Below are 18,565 nucleotides of genomic sequence, written 5' to 3'. Positions count from 1 at the left end.
GATACCTGCTTACTAGAGCTCAATGGCATGTAGGGCCACTTCGGGTTGATTGGTGGCGAGCATATCCACCCCATTAGCCCACGCCCACTTCATGTCCTCCGGCTTGTCTACGGTCCACAGGTAGGTAGGCAATCCCTGCGCGCCGATAATCGCCGGACGCAGCTTCGCGCGCAGCAACGATACGCCAAGCGCGGTGGGCCTGGACAGCATGACATCGGGGCGGTTGACGTGGCGCTCCCAATCGCGGCGGAGATAAATCCGGTCCATGTGCGGCGCCAAATTCTGCATGCGGCGAATGGCATGGTGAGAGAAGGAAATGACGTGGATCCGGGGGTCGTCGAAAAGCCCCGCATAACGCAGGCGCAGCACCGTTTGCTCCTCCAGGATGTCGCCCTGCCCGGAGGGGTGCTTAGTCTCGATATAAAGGTGGTGCGGTGTGCCCTCGAGCAGTTCCAAGAGTTCGTCGAGAAGCATCATGCGCTGGCCAGAACCGATGTCAACGCCTCGCAATTCTTCCCAGTCCATCTTGGAAATGCGGCCGGGGCGCCCCGCGGTGCGGTCCAACGTGGGATCGTGCTGAACCACTACTTTTCCATCGCGCGTCAAGCGCACATCGCACTCGACGCCGTGAATTGGCAAATCTAGGGCTTTTTCAAAAGCTAGAGGGGATAACTCCGGATATTTTCCGGAGTATCCCCTATGAGCGACAATCTTCACTAGCCGAAGAACTCTTCCTTGATGTCATTCAGGGTCTTGGCAGAAGCATCGAAACGCTCCTTTTCGTGCTCACTGAGCTGCAGCTCAATCGCACGCACGATGCCGGAGCGGTTGATGATGGCAGCGGTGCCGATGTAGAGATCCTCTACACCGTACTCACCCTGCAGGTAAGCAGATACTGGCAGCGCCACATCCTGGTTCTGGATGACGGCGGCGGTGATGCGGGCCAGGCCCATGCCGATGCCGAAGGAAGTGGAGCCCTTAGCGTCAATGATGGAGTAGGCGGCATCGCGGGTGTCTTCGAAAATCTTCTCGATGCGCTGTGCATACTCCGGATCCGAGTCCAGCTTCTTGGACATCGGAACACCGGCGATATTCGCAGTGGAGACGGCCGGCAGCTCGGAATCGCCGTGCTCGCCCACGATGTAGGCGTGAACGGACTTCGGTGCAACATCTTCCAGCTCGCCCAGCATGTAGCGGAAACGAGCGGAGTCCAGCACGGTGCCGGAGCCGATGACGCGCTTGTGATCCAGGCCGGAGGCCTTCCATACGGCGTAGGTCAGGATGTCCACCGGGTTGGAGGCAACCAAGAAGATGCCGTCGAAGTCATTCGCCATAACATCGGAGACGATGCTGTTCATGATCTTGACGTTCTTGCCCACCAGGTCCAGGCGGGTCTCACCCGGCTTCTGTGCGGCACCGGCGCAGATGACGACCATATCGGCGTCTGCGCAATCGGCGTAGGTGCCCTTGGTGACGCGGGTGCGGGTAGGGGCCCAGACAACACCGTGGTTGAGGTCCATGACGTTGCCCTCTAGCTTCTTTTCATCGATATCGATGATTGCCAGGTGGTCAACGATGCTTTGGTTGATGAGAGCGAAGGCGTAAGCGACTCCCACATCGCCGGCGCCAATGAGAACTACTTTGTTTCCTACATGATTTGCCATGACCCCATTGTGCAACTTTGTGGAGATTTTTGCACGGGCTAAGTCTCACACTGAAATTCCCACCGAAATCTGGGAGAATCGGGCATTATGAAACGCGCACTCCGCCGCGCTGCACTAATCGCTCTTGGCGTAGCCGCGGATCTCACGCCCATCGTCCGTATGACCAGTCGGCAAACCTTACCGCCCAATATGTCGGCTGGAATTTTGGGTGCGGAATTAGCTACGTGGGCGGCTGTTTCGCCCTCCTTACTTCCCCGCCCGTGGTGGGTGACCGCTGCCAACGTGGCAATCGGGCAGGGCATTGGGCATCTAGGTGCGGCGTCAACAAGCTTCGTGCTCAATAGCCTTGGCAAGCGCCCGCAGGACCGCCTCGGACCACAGCATCGACAAATTGTGCACCTTGCTATTGGCGCCGGGACTGCATTTAATGCCGTGCTTTCGCTGCGCAACCAGAAGAAGCAGGCGGAGTTGGTCAATAAGCAGCTCGTGCGCGGGCCCGTCACGGCGGCCATCGGCCTGGCCGCGGGCACCGCGGGCTACGGCACTCTCCTACTCATCGGGGAGGCCACGCAGCTTGCGGTCACCAAACTGTCACGCCAGCTAGGCCGCTGGGTGCCGGCGCTCATTGCGTGGCCGGTGGTGACCGCGGGACTGAGCCTTACGGCGTTTGCCCTTTCTGACCGCGTGGTCTTTCGACGCTGGCTGCGCTCGCTATCGCACCAAGCGCAGCGAATAAATAAGCAGATTTTCCCCGGCACCTCCATGCCGTGGGAACCCGAGCGCTCCGGCAGTCCGTGGTCGCTCGAACCGTGGTCGGCATTGGGACAACAGGGACGCCGCTTTGTCTCCAACGGCCCCCGCGCCCGCGATATCCGCACAGTGACCGGGATCGATGCAAAGGAACCCATCCGCATCTACGCCGGATACATACCAGGGCGCTCCTTCCAACAATCCGCGGAGAAGATCCGCGCCGAACTCGAACGCACCGGTGCCCTGCGGCGCGAAACTATCGTCATCCAAATGCCCGCCGGCTCGGGATGGATCAATAACTGGGGTGCGTGCTCCTATGAGTTTTTGACCGGCGGTGATTGCGTCACCGTTACCATGCAGTACTCCTACCTGCCTTCAGTTTTTTCCTACCTCGTGGATAAGAACGCGCCGAAGCAGGCGGCTCGTGAATTGATTCGGGTGATACAAGAAGAAATAGATCGATTGCCGGAAGAAAACCGTCCGCAGCTTTATTTCGCAGGTGAATCGCTTGGCGCCTACGCCATTATGGATAACTACCATAATGTGGAGGACCTACTTTCCGCCTGCAATGGCGCGGTCTTTTCTGGGCCTCCGCGCATGACGCACTTTACTCAGCGCCTGCGCCGGGATATTGGTTCCCTAGAACGCCTGCCCGTTATCGATGGCGGCAAGCATGTGCGCTACGCGGCGGCTCCTGACCATACGCTGCACGATGCCTTTGGCAATGACTACGCCCATACCTGGCGCCGCCCCCGCATGCTCATTGCCCAGCATGCTTCCGACGCCATCGTGTGGTGGGATCTCAACCTTCTCGTGCGCAGGCCCACCTGGATCCATGAGCCGCAGCCGGAAGCGCTGCACGCGGATACCTTCCGGCAGCTACACTGGGTGCCTTTTATTACCTGGTGGCAAATTGGCTTGGACCAGATCAATTCCCTCAACGTCCCTGGCGGGCACGGACACAACTATTTTGAGGAAATGCTCTGGTATTGGGATGAGGTCTTAGGATCCCAATCCCGCCAATCGCTCACGCCGAAGTTGGCCAAGAAGATTGCCCGCTTTATCCGGCGCGACGCTTAGTCGCATTTCACCCCAGTACTGTGGTGCGGGCAGTACCCATTAGGAACCTTATATAGGTACTGCTGATGCTCATCCTCAGCCAGGTAATACTCCCCAGAATCAGTATCGGAGAGGAGTTTGACCTCCGTAGTGGTATCCCCGAATCCGAATTCCTTGAGTTTTTCTGCATAGGAATCCACGATGCCCTGGATTTCTGCCCGCTCTTCCTCCGTGCGTGGGTAGAAAGCAGAGCGGTATTGCGTTCCCACATCGTTGCCCTGGCGGAAACCCTGTGTGGGATCGTGCGCTTCTAGGGCTTGTACGACAAGATCGCGCAGGCTGATGCGCTGCGGGTCGTAGACCACCTCCACCGCCTCGGCATGGTTGGTCAACCCACGGCAGACCTCGTAATACGTGGGATTCGGGGTGGTACCGCCCGCATAGCCCACCGAGGTGGATTCCACTCCTTCGGTCTCCCAAAACATCTTCTCCGCGCCCCAGAAACATCCCAACGCAATGAGAATGGAACGCTGCCCGTCCTTCCACGGTCCGGTAATCGGTGTCCCTAGAACGGCGTGCGGGGCGGGGGCTAGGATCGGCTCGGATCGACCCGGCAGAGCCTCGTCTGCAGTCACGAGCTTGGGCTCCGGCTTAAACATCCACATGAGGTATAGCTCCTTCCTTATTCCTTCTTCCCAACGTTGTACTGCGAAAACCTATTCCGCGGCCAGTTAATATTCGCGCTAGTTCCACAATTCGAATTAATCATGGCGAAATCTTTCAACCGTGCCTATCATCGGGACACGTACCCGAAGAAAGGATTTAACAAATGGCTGTTTACGAACTTCCTGACCTCCCATACGCATTCGACGCACTGGAGCCACACATCTCCGCAGAGATCATGGAGCTCCACCACGATAAGCACCACGCAACCTACGTTGCTGGCGCTAACGCTGCACTCGAGGCACTCGAGGAAGAGCGCAACGGTGAGGCTAACCCGGATCGCATCCGCGCCCTCTCCAAGAACTTGGCATTTAACCTGGGTGGCCACACCAACCACTCCATCTTCTGGAAGAACCTGTCCCCGAACGGTGGCGGCGAGCCTACCGGCGAGCTGGCAGAGGCCATCAACCGCGACTTCGGCTCCTTTGAGAAGTTCAAGGCTCACTTCTCCGCCGCTGCTACCTCCCTGCAGGGCTCCGGCTGGGCCGTTCTGGGCTACGACCACATTGCTGGCCGCCTGATCATCGAGCAGCTGACTGACCAGCAGGGTAATACCTCCATCAACTTCACCCCGCTGCTGATGCTGGATATGTGGGAGCACGCTTTCTACCTGCAGTACAAGAACGTTAAGGCTGACTACGTTAAGGCCGTATGGAACGTCTTCAACTGGGATGACGTTGCTGAGCGTTTCGCTGCAGCCACCAAGTAACTCCTTTTAGTTACTTCGGCCGCCCCTCTGGGGCGGCTTTTTCTATGCCCGGATAAATTCCCGGAATTGCCGCACTGGGGGCGCATCATCCCCGGCGCGCCACACCAAACCGAGCTCGCGGTACGCCGGCGGCGTGAGGGGGATCAAGCTCCCCACCTGCAGATAGGGATCATCCAGCGGCAAAAGCGCCACCCCGAGTCCTGCCGCTACCAGCCCCGCAACGGTAGTAAGCTCCATCGACTCGAAGACGAGGTGGGGGCTAAAGCCAGCGTCGTCCGCGAGGGCATCGAGAAGCATGCGCGTGCCATAGCCTGGGAGCATGCCGATGAACGGTTCTGCAGCGAATTCCGCTAGTTTCACCTCCCGCCGGTTCGCTGCCCAGTGGCCTTCCGGCACCGCAAGGCCTAGTCGCTGCACCTTAATCTGGTGCCAGCCTAGGGCTGCATCAGGCCGCGGGCCCACGAGGGCAAGGTCGGATTCGCCGTTTTCCACCCTGCTCACCAACTCCTGCGCCGCGCCTTGATGCAGGCTTATATCCACGTGCGGGTGCTGCGCGCGATAGCTCTTGAGCAGGTCCGGAACCAGCCAGGTGCCCAATGAGTGCATGAAATCTAGGCGCACGGTGCCGCGCTCTGGATCCATGAGGCGAGCAACATCGTCCCGCCCTATTTGGTAGGCGCGGAGCATTTCCCGCCCGGCTGCAGCGAAGGCCCTCCCGCGCGAGTTCACGTGCAGGGTGCGCCCAGTGCGCTCGAAAAGGCGGGCGCCAAGACTAGCTTCTACGCGCTGTACGCGGCGGGTCAGCGCGGATTGGGAGATCCCCAATTCATCGGCCGCAGCGCCCACGCGACCATGATCCACCACGGCGAGGAAGCCGCGGACATCCTCCACATTCATGCATACTCCGCATCGATTAGTGTAATTTTCCACATTTTACACATGCTGCGTATCCGGGCAGGCTAAATGATATGACTCGAACGCGGCGCGCTACGGTGGCCATGCTCCTGGTGGGCTTGGCTATTTTCTCCAGCCTGTATTCCACCCAAGCCATTCTTCCCACGCTGGTAGACAACATGGGCCTTTCTTCCACCGAGGCGGCCATGACCGTATCGGCAGCCACGGGCGCGCTGGCACTATGCGTGGTGCCCGCATCGATCCTCTCCGAGCGCTTCGGCCGCGGACGTATCCTGCTGATTTCGGCCGTTGCCGCGACCGGAGTAGGACTCATTGTGCCCCTCGCCCAGGAAGGATGGCAGCTCATCGTGGTGCGCGGCCTGCAGGGTGCGCTGCTCTCTGGCGCCCCCGCCACCGCAATGGCATGGCTTTCTGAAGAACTCGATGACAAAGCCCTGCCGCGGGCAATGGGCCTCTACATTGCAGGCACCTCCGTCGGTGGCCTTACCGGCCGCCTCATCCCCACCGGACTGGTGGAGATTTCCACGTGGCGCTGGGCGCTCTTCGGCTCGGCGCTGGTCTCACTCGCCTTTGCCATTACGTCGTGGCTGCTACTTCCTACCCAACGCAATTTCCGACCTAAATCCATCCACCTCAAGACCGAAAGCAGGGCACTCTTTGGTCATTGGGCCAACCGGGATTTGGCCTTGCTCTTTCTCACCGCATTCCTGTCCATGGGCACGTTTGTCTCCATGTATAACTTCTTAACCTTCCGGCTCATCGATGATTTTGGCTTGGCCCCTTCGCTCGCCGGCTTGGCTTTCCTCTTCTACCTTTCTGGCACCTGGTCCTCGGCTCGGGCTGGAGCGCTGGTGGCCCGAATCGGCCACGGGAAGACCCTGTGCGGCTCGGCCGCGCTTTTTACTGTGGGCATCGCGTTGTGCGCCGGTAACCTTCCGCTGACGCTTCTCGGCATGATCGCCTTTACCGTGGGCTTTTTCGCCGTACACTCCACCGCCTCCGGGTGGGTGGGCCAGATTGCCACCCACGACCGCGCGGAAGCTTCCTCGATGTACGTGTTCTGCTATTACTTTGGCTCTTCTGTGGTGGGCGCGTGTGCCGGCCTGCTTTTCGACGCCCTATCGTGGCCCCTTTTCATCGCCTTCTTCACCGCCGTAGCCCTCGCCCTTACTGCGCTGACTTGGACCAAGATTAAAACCGACTAAAATCGGTTTTATGCCTGAGAATAAGTGGTCGGCGCGGACATGGCACCGCAAGGCCTCCCGTCCCGTATCCCTGTGGATGATGGTCTTCATCCTCGTGGGTGCAACGCATACCTTGGTCCCGAACTACCGGTGGGTGCTCATCCACCTATTCACCCTCGGACTGGTGAGCAATAGCATCATCGTGTGGTCCCAGCACCTCACGGAGAAATTCACCCAACAGCGCCTCCCCGAATCCACCCGTCCTACCCAATTGGCCCGCATCTATGGCCTCAATGCCGGAATCATCCTCGCGTTAATCGGCCAAATTCTCATGGAGTTCTGGTCCCAACACTGGATTGTCACCCAGGTGGGCGCCACGCTCATTGCCCTGATGATGCTCTGGCATGCGGTATCGCTCTTTCAGCAATGGCGCGGTGCCAAAGATAAGCGCTTCCGCCCCGTGGTGGGCGCTTATGTTCTTTCCGCCCTGTGCCTGCCGGTGGGTGCCATCTTTGGCGGCCTGCTGGCCGTCTCCCCCGGCCACCCCACGCTCCTGCCGGCCCATATCGCCGCCAATATCGGCGGATTCATCGGCTTGGCCGCGGCCGGTTCTCTCACTATCCTTTTCCCCTCCATCTGGCGCACCCAAGGTATTAATCGCCACATGCACTCCTCCTTTGCGCTGCTCGCAGTCGGTGTGGTTGCCACCATCGTGGGCGCTTTCCTCGGCTTCCCCGAGTTGGGACTTATCGCCTACTGCTGCGGTTGGGCGCTGAGCTTGCAGCAGTGGCTCGCTAATGTACTGACGGTGGCTAAGGACCCGCGCGATCGCATCACCTTTGCCTCGGTCTCCGTGCTCATGGCCTCGTTATGGCTGGTGCTGTCTTTGGTGTACTACACGGTGCAGCATTTCTTTATGCCCGAGCCGGCGCTGCCCACCCTCGCCTTGCTGGTGGGGTTTGCCGGCCAACTGCTCATCGGCGTGATGAGCTACCTCTTGCCCAGCACCATGGGTGGCGGCCCCGCTGCCGTCCGAGCGGGCTTGCAGCAGCTGAACAAACTCGGTCTCCTGCGCGCCACCTTCGTCAACGGCGGCCTGCTCATCTGGATCGGCACCGATATTTCCCTGCTTAAGGTGGTCGCCTCCCTCCTGTGCATCCTGTCCCTGGCGGTCTACCCCGTGCTCATCGCCCGGGCGGTCAAGGCCCAAAAGCAGGTTTTGATGAAGAAGGCGGAGGGCCCAGATCCGAAGCCGGGGCCAGAATGGAACCAGGTCTATGCGGGCATCGCGATCCTCGCGGTCATCTACGCCCTATTTACAGCGCTGTAGTACCCGGCGCGCCGGCATCCATCCACTCGCGAACCGCGCGGGTGGCCTGGACGTCGCCGGAGTTATAGTCCAGCAAGCGCTGCCGCGCCACGAGGTCACCGGCTAGCGCCTCGCGGCGCGCGTTCACGGATTCTTCGCCGTCGAAGTCTTCTTCTGGCCAGGTAAACCCCGCTTCTGGGGCGACTACCTTTAGGCCTAGGCCGAAGGGGCCGGCGAAGGATCTTTTGACGTGGGCGAACATATCCACCCACTCCGGTGAGGAGATAAACTCTTCTACTTCCCGCTCATCCACCTCGCGGAAGCGCTGCGCGGACATGCGCATCCAGTGATTTTCACCGTGGGCCGAGTAGCAGTATGCAGCAAAGGTTTTGCCCTCCGCATGGGCTTTAGCACGCACATCCATCAGCCAGCGCCAGAAGGCCGCAAAGTTCTCTGCCTCGGCGCGCCCGCCCAACGGGTCCCACGTAACAAACGGGACATAGTTGCCGTCGTGCCAGGCTCCCCATAGGTACGCGCCCTGGTCCAGGTAGGCTTCCATATCCACGTCTACCTCCACGTCTGCGCGCGGAGCGTGCACGTCGCCGCGGCGCAGCAACACTTCCCCGGCGCGCCAGGCAGCAGCAAGGCGGGAGGGTTCGCCCAGGTCGGCGTCGATAAGCGCCTGCACGGTAGTAATCCCGCGCTCGCGATAAGGCTTAGCACGATCGCCGGATAGGAAAAGCGAAATATCATCCGCTGCCACCAGCTCCTGCTCGCACAAGGACCAAAAGCGGCAGCTCGCGCACTCCTTAACCCGCACCGGCGCGGTAGGAAGCGGCTGATTCCAGGCGCGTTCCAGATCAAACTTCGCTGTTTCCGTAAAAAATGCCCGGGTGCGGTCCTGGCCGATGGCCCCGCCCCGGCCGGAATCGAGTCCGAGATCCTGCAAAGCACGGGCGGCAAACGCTAAGCGGTAACCATCTACCGCATGATGGCGCAGCTTATACGGCGCCTCGAGCGGCTCACTCAGGCCCAAGCGGTGGGTAGGCACCGCCGGCGTCGTCTTAGTGTCATTCTTGCGGGCCACACGGTGATTGGACACGATAATTGGGGTGTACTTATCGCCCTCGCGCAGCAGCAAATCTACGCGCACCATCCACTCCGCGGTGGCGAAGACCGCGTTGGTGATGTGCGTATACCCAGAAGCTAAGGCCTCAAGGGTGCGCATGGAGCGCTCCCACTCATCGCCTTCCAGATCGATGCGGCGGAACCGGCCAGAGCCCTTGCGGGGAAACATCTCCATGACGGCCTCCACTGCGGCCGCGTGGCGTTCTGCTCGGGCAATCGAGGCATGGGTACGCGGCATCTCGGGGTGCGCGCGCCGCTGTACTAAGCGGTAGCGGCACCCCACAAGGTCCGAAGCAACAACCACATCCTCCACACCGGGTGAGCTTAATAGAACGGCAAGGTAAAGTTGAATCCAGACTCGATCAAACGTGAGGGAAAATTAATGAGCATTCTGAAGAAAGTTAAAAAGGCCCGCCAAGAAGCACGCGCACAGGCAAAGGCCGCCAAGACCCGCGCCAAGGCAGAGGTAAAGGCCCAGTCTAAGGACCGTCGCCGCCAGCAAAAGCTCCTGGCCAAGCAGGAAAAGCACCTCATTAAGTCGGAGGAAAAGGGCCTCAAGAAGCGCCGCAAGCACGAGGAGAAGATGGCCAAGAACGAGCTGGCCAAGCTCAAGGCCGGCCGCTTTAACTCCGATAATGTCAAGCGTTATGCCGGTGCACTGCGCACCGCCGCACCCCTGCTGCTGCCGCTCCTCTACCGCGGCTACGTGGGCTTGAAGACCGAGGGCGAAAAGCGCAAGGCCGCTAAGGCGGGCGTGAGCTCGGATCAGATGGCTTCCTTCTCCGGCTACGGTGCGCCGCTCAAGGCCCGCACCGCCGGCATCCGCAACTCCCTCGATAACACGGACGTTCCGGCCGGCTTCAAGCGCGATGTGCGTGACCGCCTGCAAGAAGTAGACTCCGCCATCGATAATGCCGAGTTCATGACCGAGCAGCAGCGCCGCCGCGCTCACAAGACCATTAGCTCGGAAATTGACTCCATTACTGCGGAAATCCAGCAGCGCCTGGCCCAGTAAAAGAGATACACGCCGCCACCGCCTCCTATTCGGTGGTGGCGTTTAATTATTTTCTATAAAGATCCGGGATTTTTTCGGGAAAAGTATTTTCGGCCAGAAAAAGTTGCTGATAATCTTCTCACCGCCCTACCTCTTTAGCACCGTTTATGCTCTCTGTGCTTGGTGCAATTTTTAAAATTGGAGGAAATATTTCCCGCCGTGAAGTGACCCAATTTTACGACGCCTTGGACCACACCCTAATCCCCGAAGACCAGCTATAAGTCGTTCGCTTCAGCGTAAACAGTCAAAATTACCTTATCGATCTCTCCACGGATAATGCGCGGCATTTCCATAATCTGCTCGCCCCCTACGTGGACGCCGCCCGCATAGCCCCCCGCGCACGATGCGCAGCGGGCAAACCCCAGCCAAATCCGCGAATGGGCCCGCACCCAAGGCCTGCCAGTGGCGCACCGCGGAAAGATCCGGCAAGACGTTATCGAGGCGTATAACGCCGCTAATTAAAGCACGCCTTGCTCGCGCGCTGCCGCCACAGCAGAGGTGCGCGAGCGCACGCCCAACTTGTCATAGATGTGCACGAGGTGGGACTTTACCGTGGCCTCAGACAACATGAGATCCTGGCCAATCTGGCGGTTCGACGCACCCGCCGCAACTAACTGCAAGACCTCCAGCTCACGCGGCGTGAGCGAAGTGCGTGGCGTGCGCACGCGAGTCATCAACCTATCGGCCACGATGGGAGATAGCGCCGAATCACCCTCCGCAGTCGAGCGCACTGCGGCCAGCAGCTCGTGCGGTGGTGCGTCCTTGAGCAAATAGCCCACGGCACCGGCTTCGATAGCGCCGAGGATATCCGCATCAGTGTCATAGTTGGTAACCACGAGGACCTTGGGCGGGGTGGCCATCGCGGAGCGAATCTGCGCGGTTGCCTCCGCGCCGCCCATAACGCGGGTTCCTTCTACGCCCGCGCCGAAGCGCAGGTCCATCAAAATGACATCGATGCCGCCCGCCTGCGCTGCCGACACCGCAGCTTCGGCCGTAGCGACCTCCCCTACGACGTCGATATCCTCTGCGCCCTCAAGCACGGAGCGCAGACCCAGGCGGACGATTTCGTGGTCATCTGCCAATAGGACCCGAATCACGACATTCCTCCTATCGATGTCATTGTCAACCAAAAGTTTAATCTACCCGGTTGCCTAAGGGCATACTAACTGACACGGCAGTGCCCTCCCCCGGCGCGGATTCAATAATGACCTCCCCACCTAGCTCCTGTGCCCGACGCCTAATTGCGGCCAGCCCAATATGCCCCAGCCCAGCCGGGGTACTTTCCACCGCGGCCGGATCAAAGCCCTTGCCGTTATCCACCACGTCCAGGCGCACCTCATCGCCCTCATAGGTCACCGTGATCCGGGCGCGGCTTGCCTCTGCATGCTTGACGACGTTCCCCACAGCGCCCTGCGCAATCCGCAGCAGCGCCGCCTCCACCTTCATGGGCAGCTGCTGTACCTCTCCTTCGGATTCCACCTCGACGTGGATATCTCCGGTAGCGCCGAAATTTTCCGCCATACGGGTCAACGCGGCCTCAAGTGATGCCTCATTGAGCGTCGGCGGCTGCAAAGCGGCAATCATTGCCCGCGCTTCGTGTAAATTATCCGCAGCCGTCCTGCGGGCCAGCTCGATGCGCTCTCGTGCTTTGCCCGCGTCCTGCTTATCCAGATCACGGTCCGCCGAATGCAGGAGCATTTGAATGGAAGACAGTCCCTGGGCAAGGGTGTCATGAATCTCGTGCGCAATGCGCTGACGTTCGGCCACCATGCCGGCATCGCGCTCCGTGGCTGCCAGCTGCGAACGGGTTTCAATCAACTCTTTATTCATCCGCGACAGCGTCCGGAAGGCGTAGGTGATCGCTATCGTCACCAGCGCCGAGACCGCCGGCCCCATGACACCGCCGAAGGTCAGGCCCTGCGGAATCTGCACCACCACGGTGATGATCGAAGCAACGATGACGCACGCGATGCCCGCCGCCATGTCCAGCACCGTGAGGTACAAAAAGAACATGGCGAAAACCAAATAGATTGCCGCTGGGGCCACGAACAGATCCGCAACCCACAGCACCGAGAGGATGCACAGCCACAGGTAGCGCACCGGCCTTGCCCAATATTCCCCGTATACCGAGCCTGCGAAGTACACGGCCGCAAAGCCCACCAAGAGCAGCAAGTTGATGATCGCCTGCGAAAGCGGCATTCGCGCGGAGGTAAAAATGCCTACCACCAGCAGGCCAGCGGTCAGGATATGGATGCCGGTGCGCAACGCATCGGTATCCCGGTCTATTGTGGGGCTCATGCGCAAAAGCCTACTTCCCCTACTCGCCCTAGCCACTTTTGGGATCGCCGGCTGCGATTCATCCGCACCCACTCCTGCACCAACCACTACGGTCACTCCGGAGGCTTCGGAGGCACCGGAGGTTAACGTGGCCCAAACCGCGGAAGTCAATGACTGGAGCGATTGCCCCTACATCGGCCCCGGCTGGCTCGAAGAAACCAACGGCCAGCGCCTGACCAAGCAGGGCATCGATACGCGCTTTCCCACCCCGGCCTGCGTCTTTTGGTCCTACCAGGACGACCCGCAAGCCACCGTCATCGTGCGCGATATGCCCACGGTCGCCGACGCCCGCGCCGCAGTGGATTGGGCCGCGCCTATCGACGCCACCGAACCCGCCTCCTTCGACGGCTGGGAAGGTGGCCGGGGCGTAGTCAATGAGCACGCCGTGTACGCCGTCCAGAAGGACACGCACGCGGTGCTGGTGTGGAGCAACCAGCAACAAACCGTTAAATCAGAGCAGATCGCCCACGAAGCGATCACCAACTTGGGCCTTTAAACCGCGACGTCGTTGTACGGCATCATCGGCGACAGCCACGGGAATACAACCTCCATAAGTAGGAAGAAGACTCCCACCGCAATAGCAATGGCCAAGATGGCCTTCACCGGCGTCGGCCCCGGCAAGAGATTCCACAAAGCGCGATACATTATTTCTCCTCTTTTTCTACTTCCATAGCGTGCACAATCATGCGCTCCGCGTTGGAAAACTGCGGGTGACACGTGGTCAAGGTCAAGATCTCGCGGCTCGGTTCGGCGTCCGACTCTGGCACGGGGTTGGTCACCGAGACGTCGCCAGGCGTCGTAATATGCCGGCCAGCTACGTGCGAATACTCCGGCGGAATTCCATTGAAACAGTCCGCCTGCTCGCCATCGATGGGCAATACGCGATAGGTAATCCGCTCTTTCTGCGTCTCCACCACGATGTCATCGCAGGTCTCTAGCTTGCCCAAGTCATTAAAGGGAGCTCCCTTGCCCACGCGGTGGCCCGCAACCGCAAAATTGCCCATCTCTCCCGGCATCTGGGAATCCAGGTAGCGCCCCGGGCCGCGCAGCAGATCATCTTCATTGGTGCCCTCAATGATGGCGAAGCGGTAGTCAGAACCGAACGTGGGAATATAAAGCTGCGCGAACGCCTCACCCAACTCCGGCTCCAACTTCTGCCGCGGATTGCGCCATTGCTCGTCGAGGTGGGCGCTCGCCTCCTCCTGCAGCTGACCGGATTCTACATTTGTCCAATAGGCTTCATAGAATGCAAAGAGTAAAAGAACCACGCCAATGGTTAGCATGAGTTCCCCTAGAACTTTAGTCATGCCTTAAACCATACTGCCCATGAAAGGTTGAGCATGTACGAAGTCTTCATGTACCCAGTTTCCGGAATCATGAAATTCTGGCACTGGCTCATCAGCAGCTTCGTCGGTGAATCTACGGCCTGGCTGATTTCCATCATCCTGCTGGTTATCACCGTGCGCGGCGTCGTTGTTCCCTTGAACTGGATATCCGTACGCTCCGCCCGCATCGGCGCACTCATCCGCCCGGAGAATAACCGCATCAAAAAGCAGATGAATAGCGCCACCACCACCGAGGAAATGGCGGAGCTCATGCAAGAGGAAAAGAACCTCATGAAGAGCTATAACTACAACCCCGCAGCTGGTTGTGTTCCCCCGCTCATCATGATTCCGGCCTTCATCGGCCTCTATCAAGTGCTCCTGCGCATGTCCAATATTGAGCGCGGCTCCACCACCGTGGGCATGTTGAATGCCTCCGACGTCTCGGCCTTCCGCGAAACCACCTTTTACGGCGCTCCGCTGACGGATTTCGCCCGCGAGCACGGCGACCTCATCAATCCCATCCTCATTGCCGCCATCGCCTTTACCATGGCTAATTCCGTCATTTCCCTCGTGCGCAGTTTCCGCACCACTCAATTTGATCAGAAGGTCAACCGCCGCGTCTTCATTCTCATGGGCTTTTTGCTCCTGGTGATCCCATTCTTCCTGTGGCACCTGGCCCAAACCGGACCTATCCCGGTGGCCATCATTCTTTACTGGGGCTGCGCCTATCTCTTCATGCTGATCCAAACCGCTATCTTTGAGATCATTTTGCACCGCGACTACCCGCTTACTGAGGATGTCCACGCTATGCGCCGCGAAAGCATTCGCCGCTGGCGCAAGCGCGAAAAAGAACCCGCCCTCTCCAAGGAGGAGAAGAAGCGGGTCAGCCAGCTACGTATGGAGGCGCGAAAGTACCTTAAATCGAATAATCAGCAGGGGGAGCAGAAAGCATCTGAGTAGCCAGGTCGCGGGCCGTCTGCAGCGGCCCAATCTCCTTGGTGAGGCGAGCACCCGCACGGCCACCATCCAGGAAAATCAACAGCTGGCTCGCCTGCGAGGACGATGGGTAACCATTGCGCTCTGTCAGCAAGGCCGTCAGAGTGGAATGCACCCATTTGCGGTGTTCAACGCAGGCAGCCACGATACCGTGTTCCGCCTCGGTTTCTGGGCGCGGATACTCTCCGGCCGCATTCAAGAAGTGGGAGCCGCGGAATTCCTGCTGGGGTTCTTCTTCGATCGCCTTATCAAAAAAGGCCAGGATCTTTTGATCCGGATCCGTCATCTCCGCGGTACGCTGTTCCCAATCTTGGCGGAACTTCTCGTCCAAAGCTTCTACATAAGCGATAACGAGCGCGTCTTTGGAACCAAATAAAGAGTACAAAGAAGCTTTAGCCACATCCGCCTCGCGCAGGATGCGGTCAATTCCGATGACACGAATGCCTTCGGTGGTAAAAAGCTTGGTCGCCGATTCCAGCAGCCGGCTGCGCGGGCTGGGCCGATTACGGCGCGACTTCTTCTCTGCCATGGGTTCCTCTCTAAAACGACAAAGCCGGTTCATCTATACTTTATAGACAAACCGGTTTGTACGCGAATTAAATTCGGGCTACTTCTTGATGAGCCCCACGATCCACAACAGGATACAAGCACCACCCGTAGCGGCAATCAAGGAGAAGATCCATCCACCTTCCTCAATGTTCAGGAAGTGGATAATCATGCCACCGATGATGCCACCCAGCACACCAACAATAAGGTTGGTCAGCAGGCCGTGGTCGCGCTTCATAATCTTCTCTGCCAGCCAGCCGGCAATGATACCAATAACAATCGAGCTAATAAGCCCCAAACCCAAATTCATGCAATCCTCCTAAATTAGCGGGTAATACCTTAGCGTACACGAGCGCACACTACCTAAGGCGGCCCCACACAACAAGAGCGCTCCGCCCTTGTGGGCGAAGCGCTCTATAAACAGCAGCTTTTAGCTTTCCTCATCCGGACGGACAACCATCATCGGGCACGGTGCGGACTGCAACAGTGCGCGAGAGGTCGAGCCCAAGAGCATACCTTTAAAGCCGCCACGACCGTGCGAACCTACAACCAAAAGCTGCGCGCCTTCTGCAGCCTCGGTCAAAGCGCTCACTGGACGGTCACGGGTAATGAGCTTCTTTACCTCAACCTCTGGGTATTCCTCACGCGGCTCCTTCAGATTCTCAGTCAGAAGCTCGCTCTGCTCCTTTTCAATATCAGCCCACTCGGACTGGGCGGCCGACAGACCCGCCAAGGAAGCCTGCACCTGCATATCCATCCAAGTATGCACGGCGATCAAAGCAGCACCGCGGGCCTGTGCCTCACGGAACGCATAAGCCGTGGCCTTCTGCGAAACCTCAGAACCATCCACGCCAACAACGACAGGGCCGTACTTGGTGGAGTCCGTGACATGATTATCCTCGCGAACGACGACCACCGGGCAAGAGGCGTGGGACACAACCGAAGCGGAGACAGAACCCATCACCATGCCGGACAGGCCACCCATGCCGCGGGAGCCCATGACGATCATGGTGACATCGTGCGACATTTCTAGCAGCATGTCGATCGGGGAGCCCTCGGCCACAGTGTGACCAATCTTCAGCTCTGGGGCTACCTCATGAGCGATGGCGCGAGCTTCCTCGATCTTCTCGAGGGTCTCGGCCTGCAAGTCGTCGAAAAGCTCCTTAGGCGGAACCATGCCTTCTGCGTACAGGAACTGTGGCATGGTGTAGCTAGATGCGATTCGCAGTGGAATCCCGCGCTTCATAGCCGTATTTGCGGCCCAACGAACTGCATTCTTCGATGCATCCGAACCGTCAACGGCAACGACTACAATGTCTTCCTTAGCCATGATGTGTCCTTTCGGTGGTTATACCTTAATTGTAGTACGGATTAGGCTTGAGGGTTGACGGTTGCAGCCTCGGAATTCGACGGGAACATAACGGTGTACACAAACTCCAGGACGGTGCGAATTACGGCACCAATACCTTCAGAGAAAAAGGCAACAACCGGTTCAATGAGAGAGTTAAAATCCATGGACAAAACATTAATACATCGCCGAAAAGGTTTCACGCCTTTGCCGATTAAAGACGGTCTGAATCCAACCCGCGTTCGCACTCCCGAGGCAGGCATAACGGCCTGGGATTTTCTTAGTGCAGTAATTTCGGCACAACGCCATCGACACCCCGACGACGACGCCTCGGCGCTCCAGGCACGCTTCGACTCTGGCGAGGTTGTCCTACGCAATCAGACCAGGCTTCGGCCGGACTCAATATTAGGCAACGACGAGGACGTCTTTTTCTACCGCATTCCGGCACCCGAAACACCGGTGCCTTACGACGTCCCTATTCTCTTCGAAGATGAGCATATCCTCGTCGCCGATAAGCCGCCGTTTATGGCAACCATGCCACGCGCACGCCACATCGTACAGACAGCTACAGTCCAGCTCCGACGAATGACAGGAAACGACGAGCTCGCACCGGCGCACCGCCTAGACAGACTTACCTCCGGAATTTTGCTATTCACCAAACATCGTGATGTTCGCGGCGCCTACCAAACGCTCTTTGCGGAAAAGAAAGTACAAAAGACCTATCAGGCGATCGCCGAATACCGCCGCTTTCCGAAGCCCCTACAGTGGGCCTCCCACCTCACCAAAACCCCCGGCGAAATCCAAGGCCGCATAGGCGATGGCATCCCCAACGCATTTACTACTCTGACTGCAGTAGAGCTAATAGATAACGCCCCGTATGAAAGGATCCACGGAGAACTGCCACAATTAGGCAAATACACGCTCAAACCCACCACGGGCAAGACCCATCAATTGCGTCTCCACATGTGGCAGGCTGGAATACCCATCCTGGGTGATCCTGTCTATCCAGAAATTTATCCCGAGGATGCTGAGGATATGCGCATCCCTATGCATCTCACCGCAGCCCACATCGAATTTACTGACCCCCTCAGCGGGAAGTACCGGGAGTTCGAGTCCGCCCTTCCTCTCTATACGCACCGCTTAATAGATCAAAGATAGCCGACACATCGTGTAGTCCATGAAACTGTCACGTGGCGAAAAAGTATAGCCAAAGCCGGCGCCCTTTACGAGTAGATAAGGGAAAAATCACCGAGCCATTCCTAGTCCGTAGATCCCCAGCAACAAGCACAGTTGGGTGCGGGAACATTCTCAATCGCTCGTCCTGAAGTGTTCTCCTGGGGCGCCTAATGCCTATAAACTTCAGCGACGACGAAAGGCGGCGGCACGCGGCTCGCTACGTGTTCCGTCGCGTGATGCTTGCTCCCGCAAAACGTGAAAAAAAGGAAGAGGACGGTGGTGTTCCGTTCTCTTCCCTTCTTTTGGGTTATTGAATTATGTTTTTGTTGTTTGGTGTCGGCG

At 58.7% G+C, this 18,565-nt stretch carries 22 protein-coding genes; 9 read left to right on the top strand and 13 right to left on the bottom strand.

From position 1 onward, the window contains the following. Window positions 1-12: 12 nt before the first annotated feature. Entirely contained in the window at window positions 13-717 is a 705-nt protein-coding gene (locus tag QP884_RS06220) for a glycerophosphodiester phosphodiesterase family protein (protein WP_200436303.1), read from the bottom strand. Then, window positions 717-1,664, bottom strand: coding sequence for an L-lactate dehydrogenase (locus QP884_RS06215; RefSeq protein WP_284821312.1), 948 nt, complete (start codon window positions 1,662-1,664; stop codon window positions 717-719). The genes QP884_RS06220 and QP884_RS06215 overlap by 1 nt, the downstream gene beginning before the upstream one ends. 87 nt (window positions 1,665-1,751) lie before the next feature. Here QP884_RS06215 and QP884_RS06210 point away from each other — a divergent pair, with 87 nt between their 5' ends. Continuing rightward, on the top strand, window positions 1,752-3,494 hold the full coding sequence (locus QP884_RS06210; RefSeq protein WP_284821310.1) for an alpha/beta-hydrolase family protein: 1,743 nt from the start codon (window positions 1,752-1,754) through the stop codon (window positions 3,492-3,494). On the opposite strand, the gene msrA is transcribed toward QP884_RS06210, so the two are convergent. Then, window positions 3,491-4,138 carry a peptide-methionine (S)-S-oxide reductase MsrA gene (msrA, locus tag QP884_RS06205; RefSeq protein WP_005327027.1) on the bottom strand — a complete coding sequence of 216 codons (648 nt, stop codon included), beginning with the start codon at window positions 4,136-4,138 and terminating at the stop codon, window positions 3,491-3,493. The genes QP884_RS06210 and msrA overlap by 4 nt on opposite strands. A gap of 164 nt (window positions 4,139-4,302) precedes the next feature. On the opposite strand from msrA, the gene QP884_RS06200 reads away from it, so the two are divergent. Further along, window positions 4,303-4,905, top strand: a complete 603-nt coding sequence (locus QP884_RS06200) for a superoxide dismutase (protein ID WP_005325362.1) — start codon at window positions 4,303-4,305, stop codon at window positions 4,903-4,905. A 42-nt stretch (window positions 4,906-4,947) separates the two neighbouring features. On the opposite strand, the gene QP884_RS06195 is transcribed toward QP884_RS06200, so the two are convergent. Next, on the bottom strand, window positions 4,948-5,802 hold the full coding sequence (locus tag QP884_RS06195; protein WP_005327026.1) for a LysR family transcriptional regulator: 855 nt from the start codon (window positions 5,800-5,802) through the stop codon (window positions 4,948-4,950). 71 nt (window positions 5,803-5,873) lie between these two features. Here QP884_RS06195 and QP884_RS06190 point away from each other — a divergent pair, with 71 nt between their 5' ends. Together QP884_RS06190 and QP884_RS06185 are read left to right on the top strand one after the other, a co-directional pair. Continuing rightward, window positions 5,874-7,025, top strand: a complete 1,152-nt coding sequence (locus QP884_RS06190; protein ID WP_005327025.1) for an MFS transporter — start codon at window positions 5,874-5,876, stop codon at window positions 7,023-7,025. 10 nt (window positions 7,026-7,035) lie between these two features. Further along, the gene (locus tag QP884_RS06185; RefSeq protein ID WP_284821308.1) at window positions 7,036-8,334 is read left to right on the top strand and encodes a copper oxidase; all 1,299 of its coding nucleotides are present in this window, start codon (window positions 7,036-7,038) and stop codon (window positions 8,332-8,334) included. Here QP884_RS06185 and QP884_RS06180 read toward each other — a convergent pair. Continuing rightward, the gene (locus QP884_RS06180) at window positions 8,321-9,754 is read right to left on the bottom strand and encodes a TM0106 family RecB-like putative nuclease (RefSeq protein WP_284821306.1); all 1,434 of its coding nucleotides are present in this window, start codon (window positions 9,752-9,754) and stop codon (window positions 8,321-8,323) included. The two genes, QP884_RS06185 and QP884_RS06180, sit on opposite strands and share 14 nt — an antisense overlap. A 69-nt stretch (window positions 9,755-9,823) precedes the next feature. On the opposite strand from QP884_RS06180, the gene QP884_RS06175 reads away from it, so the two are divergent. Continuing rightward, complete coding sequence (locus QP884_RS06175) at window positions 9,824-10,456, top strand: DUF6474 family protein (protein ID WP_005325356.1); 633 nt, start codon at window positions 9,824-9,826, stop codon at window positions 10,454-10,456. A gap of 408 nt (window positions 10,457-10,864) precedes the next feature. After that, a complete protein-coding gene (locus tag QP884_RS11275; RefSeq protein ID WP_434736454.1) occupies window positions 10,865-10,957 on the top strand; it encodes an Lsr2 family DNA-binding protein in 93 nt (30 codons plus the stop codon). Here QP884_RS11275 and QP884_RS06165 read toward each other — a convergent pair. Both QP884_RS06165 and QP884_RS06160 read right to left on the bottom strand, forming a co-directional pair. Continuing rightward, a complete protein-coding gene (locus QP884_RS06165; protein ID WP_005327021.1) occupies window positions 10,954-11,592 on the bottom strand; it encodes a LuxR C-terminal-related transcriptional regulator in 639 nt (212 codons plus the stop codon). The two genes, QP884_RS11275 and QP884_RS06165, sit on opposite strands and share 4 nt — an antisense overlap. Window positions 11,593-11,629: 37 nt before the next feature. Continuing rightward, window positions 11,630-12,793: a sensor histidine kinase gene (locus tag QP884_RS06160; protein WP_239191892.1), complete on the bottom strand. Its 1,164-nt coding sequence runs from the start codon at window positions 12,791-12,793 to the stop codon at window positions 11,630-11,632. Between QP884_RS06160 and QP884_RS06155 the strand changes: the two genes are divergently transcribed. Beyond that, the gene (locus QP884_RS06155; protein ID WP_284821304.1) at window positions 12,792-13,328 is read left to right on the top strand and encodes a DUF2020 domain-containing protein; all 537 of its coding nucleotides are present in this window, start codon (window positions 12,792-12,794) and stop codon (window positions 13,326-13,328) included. The genes QP884_RS06160 and QP884_RS06155 overlap by 2 nt on opposite strands. Here the strand turns inward: QP884_RS06155 and QP884_RS06150 are convergent. Beyond that, window positions 13,325-13,477, bottom strand: coding sequence for a hypothetical protein (locus tag QP884_RS06150; RefSeq protein WP_005325347.1), 153 nt, complete (start codon window positions 13,475-13,477; stop codon window positions 13,325-13,327). The two genes, QP884_RS06155 and QP884_RS06150, sit on opposite strands and share 4 nt — an antisense overlap. After that, on the bottom strand, window positions 13,477-14,139 hold the full coding sequence (locus QP884_RS06145) for a class E sortase (RefSeq protein ID WP_005327018.1): 663 nt from the start codon (window positions 14,137-14,139) through the stop codon (window positions 13,477-13,479). The genes QP884_RS06150 and QP884_RS06145 overlap by 1 nt, the downstream gene beginning before the upstream one ends. A 33-nt stretch (window positions 14,140-14,172) precedes the next feature. Here QP884_RS06145 and yidC point away from each other — a divergent pair, with 33 nt between their 5' ends. Beyond that, on the top strand, window positions 14,173-15,117 hold the full coding sequence (gene yidC / locus QP884_RS06140) for a membrane protein insertase YidC (protein WP_005327017.1): 945 nt from the start codon (window positions 14,173-14,175) through the stop codon (window positions 15,115-15,117). Here the strand turns inward: yidC and QP884_RS06135 are convergent. The 4 genes from QP884_RS06135 to QP884_RS06120 all read right to left on the bottom strand — a co-directional run bounded on the left by QP884_RS06135 (window position 15,074) and on the right by QP884_RS06120 (window position 17,214). Continuing rightward, window positions 15,074-15,682 carry a TetR/AcrR family transcriptional regulator gene (locus tag QP884_RS06135; protein ID WP_204610744.1) on the bottom strand — a complete coding sequence of 203 codons (609 nt, stop codon included), beginning with the start codon at window positions 15,680-15,682 and terminating at the stop codon, window positions 15,074-15,076. The genes yidC and QP884_RS06135 overlap by 44 nt on opposite strands. 78 nt (window positions 15,683-15,760) lie before the next feature. Further along, window positions 15,761-16,009, bottom strand: a complete 249-nt coding sequence (locus QP884_RS06130) for a GlsB/YeaQ/YmgE family stress response membrane protein (RefSeq protein WP_005327014.1) — start codon at window positions 16,007-16,009, stop codon at window positions 15,761-15,763. Window positions 16,010-16,129: 120 nt separating this feature from the next. Beyond that, entirely contained in the window at window positions 16,130-17,029 is a 900-nt protein-coding gene (locus QP884_RS06125; protein ID WP_179387148.1) for a universal stress protein, read from the bottom strand. A gap of 41 nt (window positions 17,030-17,070) precedes the next feature. Continuing rightward, the gene (locus QP884_RS06120; protein WP_005325337.1) at window positions 17,071-17,214 is read right to left on the bottom strand and encodes a hypothetical protein; all 144 of its coding nucleotides are present in this window, start codon (window positions 17,212-17,214) and stop codon (window positions 17,071-17,073) included. On the opposite strand from QP884_RS06120, the gene QP884_RS06115 reads away from it, so the two are divergent. Beyond that, entirely contained in the window at window positions 17,195-18,205 is a 1,011-nt protein-coding gene (locus QP884_RS06115; RefSeq protein WP_434736452.1) for a pseudouridine synthase, read from the top strand. The two genes, QP884_RS06120 and QP884_RS06115, sit on opposite strands and share 20 nt — an antisense overlap. Window positions 18,206-18,565 lie beyond the last annotated feature (360 nt).

Source organism: Corynebacterium tuberculostearicum (assembly GCF_030229345.1).
In the GTDB taxonomy this organism is placed as follows: domain Bacteria; phylum Actinomycetota; class Actinomycetes; order Mycobacteriales; family Mycobacteriaceae; genus Corynebacterium; species Corynebacterium tuberculostearicum_G.
Note: the sequence above shows the minus strand (reverse complement) of the source record. Positions and strands in the feature narration are given on the sequence as shown.

Bases quoted from the DNA above. Each gene is read 5' to 3' on its own strand.
- QP884_RS06190 (WP_005327025.1), top strand. From the start codon at position 5,874: ATGACTCGAACGCGGCGCGCTACGGTGGCCATGCTCCTGGTGGGCTTG.
- QP884_RS06185 (WP_284821308.1), top strand. From the start codon at position 7,036: ATGCCTGAGAATAAGTGGTCGGCGCGGACATGGCACCGCAAGGCCTCC.
- QP884_RS06175 (WP_005325356.1), top strand. From the start codon at position 9,824: ATGAGCATTCTGAAGAAAGTTAAAAAGGCCCGCCAAGAAGCACGCGCA.
- QP884_RS06195 (WP_005327026.1), bottom strand. From the start codon at position 5,802: ATGAATGTGGAGGATGTCCGCGGCTTCCTCGCCGTGGTGGATCATGGT.
- QP884_RS06135 (WP_204610744.1), bottom strand. From the start codon at position 15,682: ATGGCAGAGAAGAAGTCGCGCCGTAATCGGCCCAGCCCGCGCAGCCGG.
- QP884_RS06200 (WP_005325362.1), top strand. From the start codon at position 4,303: ATGGCTGTTTACGAACTTCCTGACCTCCCATACGCATTCGACGCACTG.
- msrA (WP_005327027.1), bottom strand. From the start codon at position 4,138: ATGTGGATGTTTAAGCCGGAGCCCAAGCTCGTGACTGCAGACGAGGCT.
- QP884_RS06155 (WP_284821304.1), top strand. From the start codon at position 12,792: ATGCGCAAAAGCCTACTTCCCCTACTCGCCCTAGCCACTTTTGGGATC.
- QP884_RS06130 (WP_005327014.1), bottom strand. From the start codon at position 16,009: ATGAATTTGGGTTTGGGGCTTATTAGCTCGATTGTTATTGGTATCATT.
- QP884_RS06125 (WP_179387148.1), bottom strand. From the start codon at position 17,029: ATGGCTAAGGAAGACATTGTAGTCGTTGCCGTTGACGGTTCGGATGCA.
- QP884_RS06115 (WP_434736452.1), top strand. From the start codon at position 17,195: ATGAGAGAGTTAAAATCCATGGACAAAACATTAATACATCGCCGAAAA.
- yidC (WP_005327017.1), top strand. From the start codon at position 14,173: ATGTACGAAGTCTTCATGTACCCAGTTTCCGGAATCATGAAATTCTGG.
- QP884_RS06145 (WP_005327018.1), bottom strand. From the start codon at position 14,139: ATGACTAAAGTTCTAGGGGAACTCATGCTAACCATTGGCGTGGTTCTT.
- QP884_RS06120 (WP_005325337.1), bottom strand. From the start codon at position 17,214: ATGGATTTTAACTCTCTCATTGAACCGGTTGTTGCCTTTTTCTCTGAA.
- QP884_RS06215 (WP_284821312.1), bottom strand. From the start codon at position 1,664: ATGGCAAATCATGTAGGAAACAAAGTAGTTCTCATTGGCGCCGGCGAT.
- QP884_RS06150 (WP_005325347.1), bottom strand. From the start codon at position 13,477: ATGTATCGCGCTTTGTGGAATCTCTTGCCGGGGCCGACGCCGGTGAAG.
- QP884_RS06160 (WP_239191892.1), bottom strand. From the start codon at position 12,793: ATGAGCCCCACAATAGACCGGGATACCGATGCGTTGCGCACCGGCATC.
- QP884_RS06210 (WP_284821310.1), top strand. From the start codon at position 1,752: ATGAAACGCGCACTCCGCCGCGCTGCACTAATCGCTCTTGGCGTAGCC.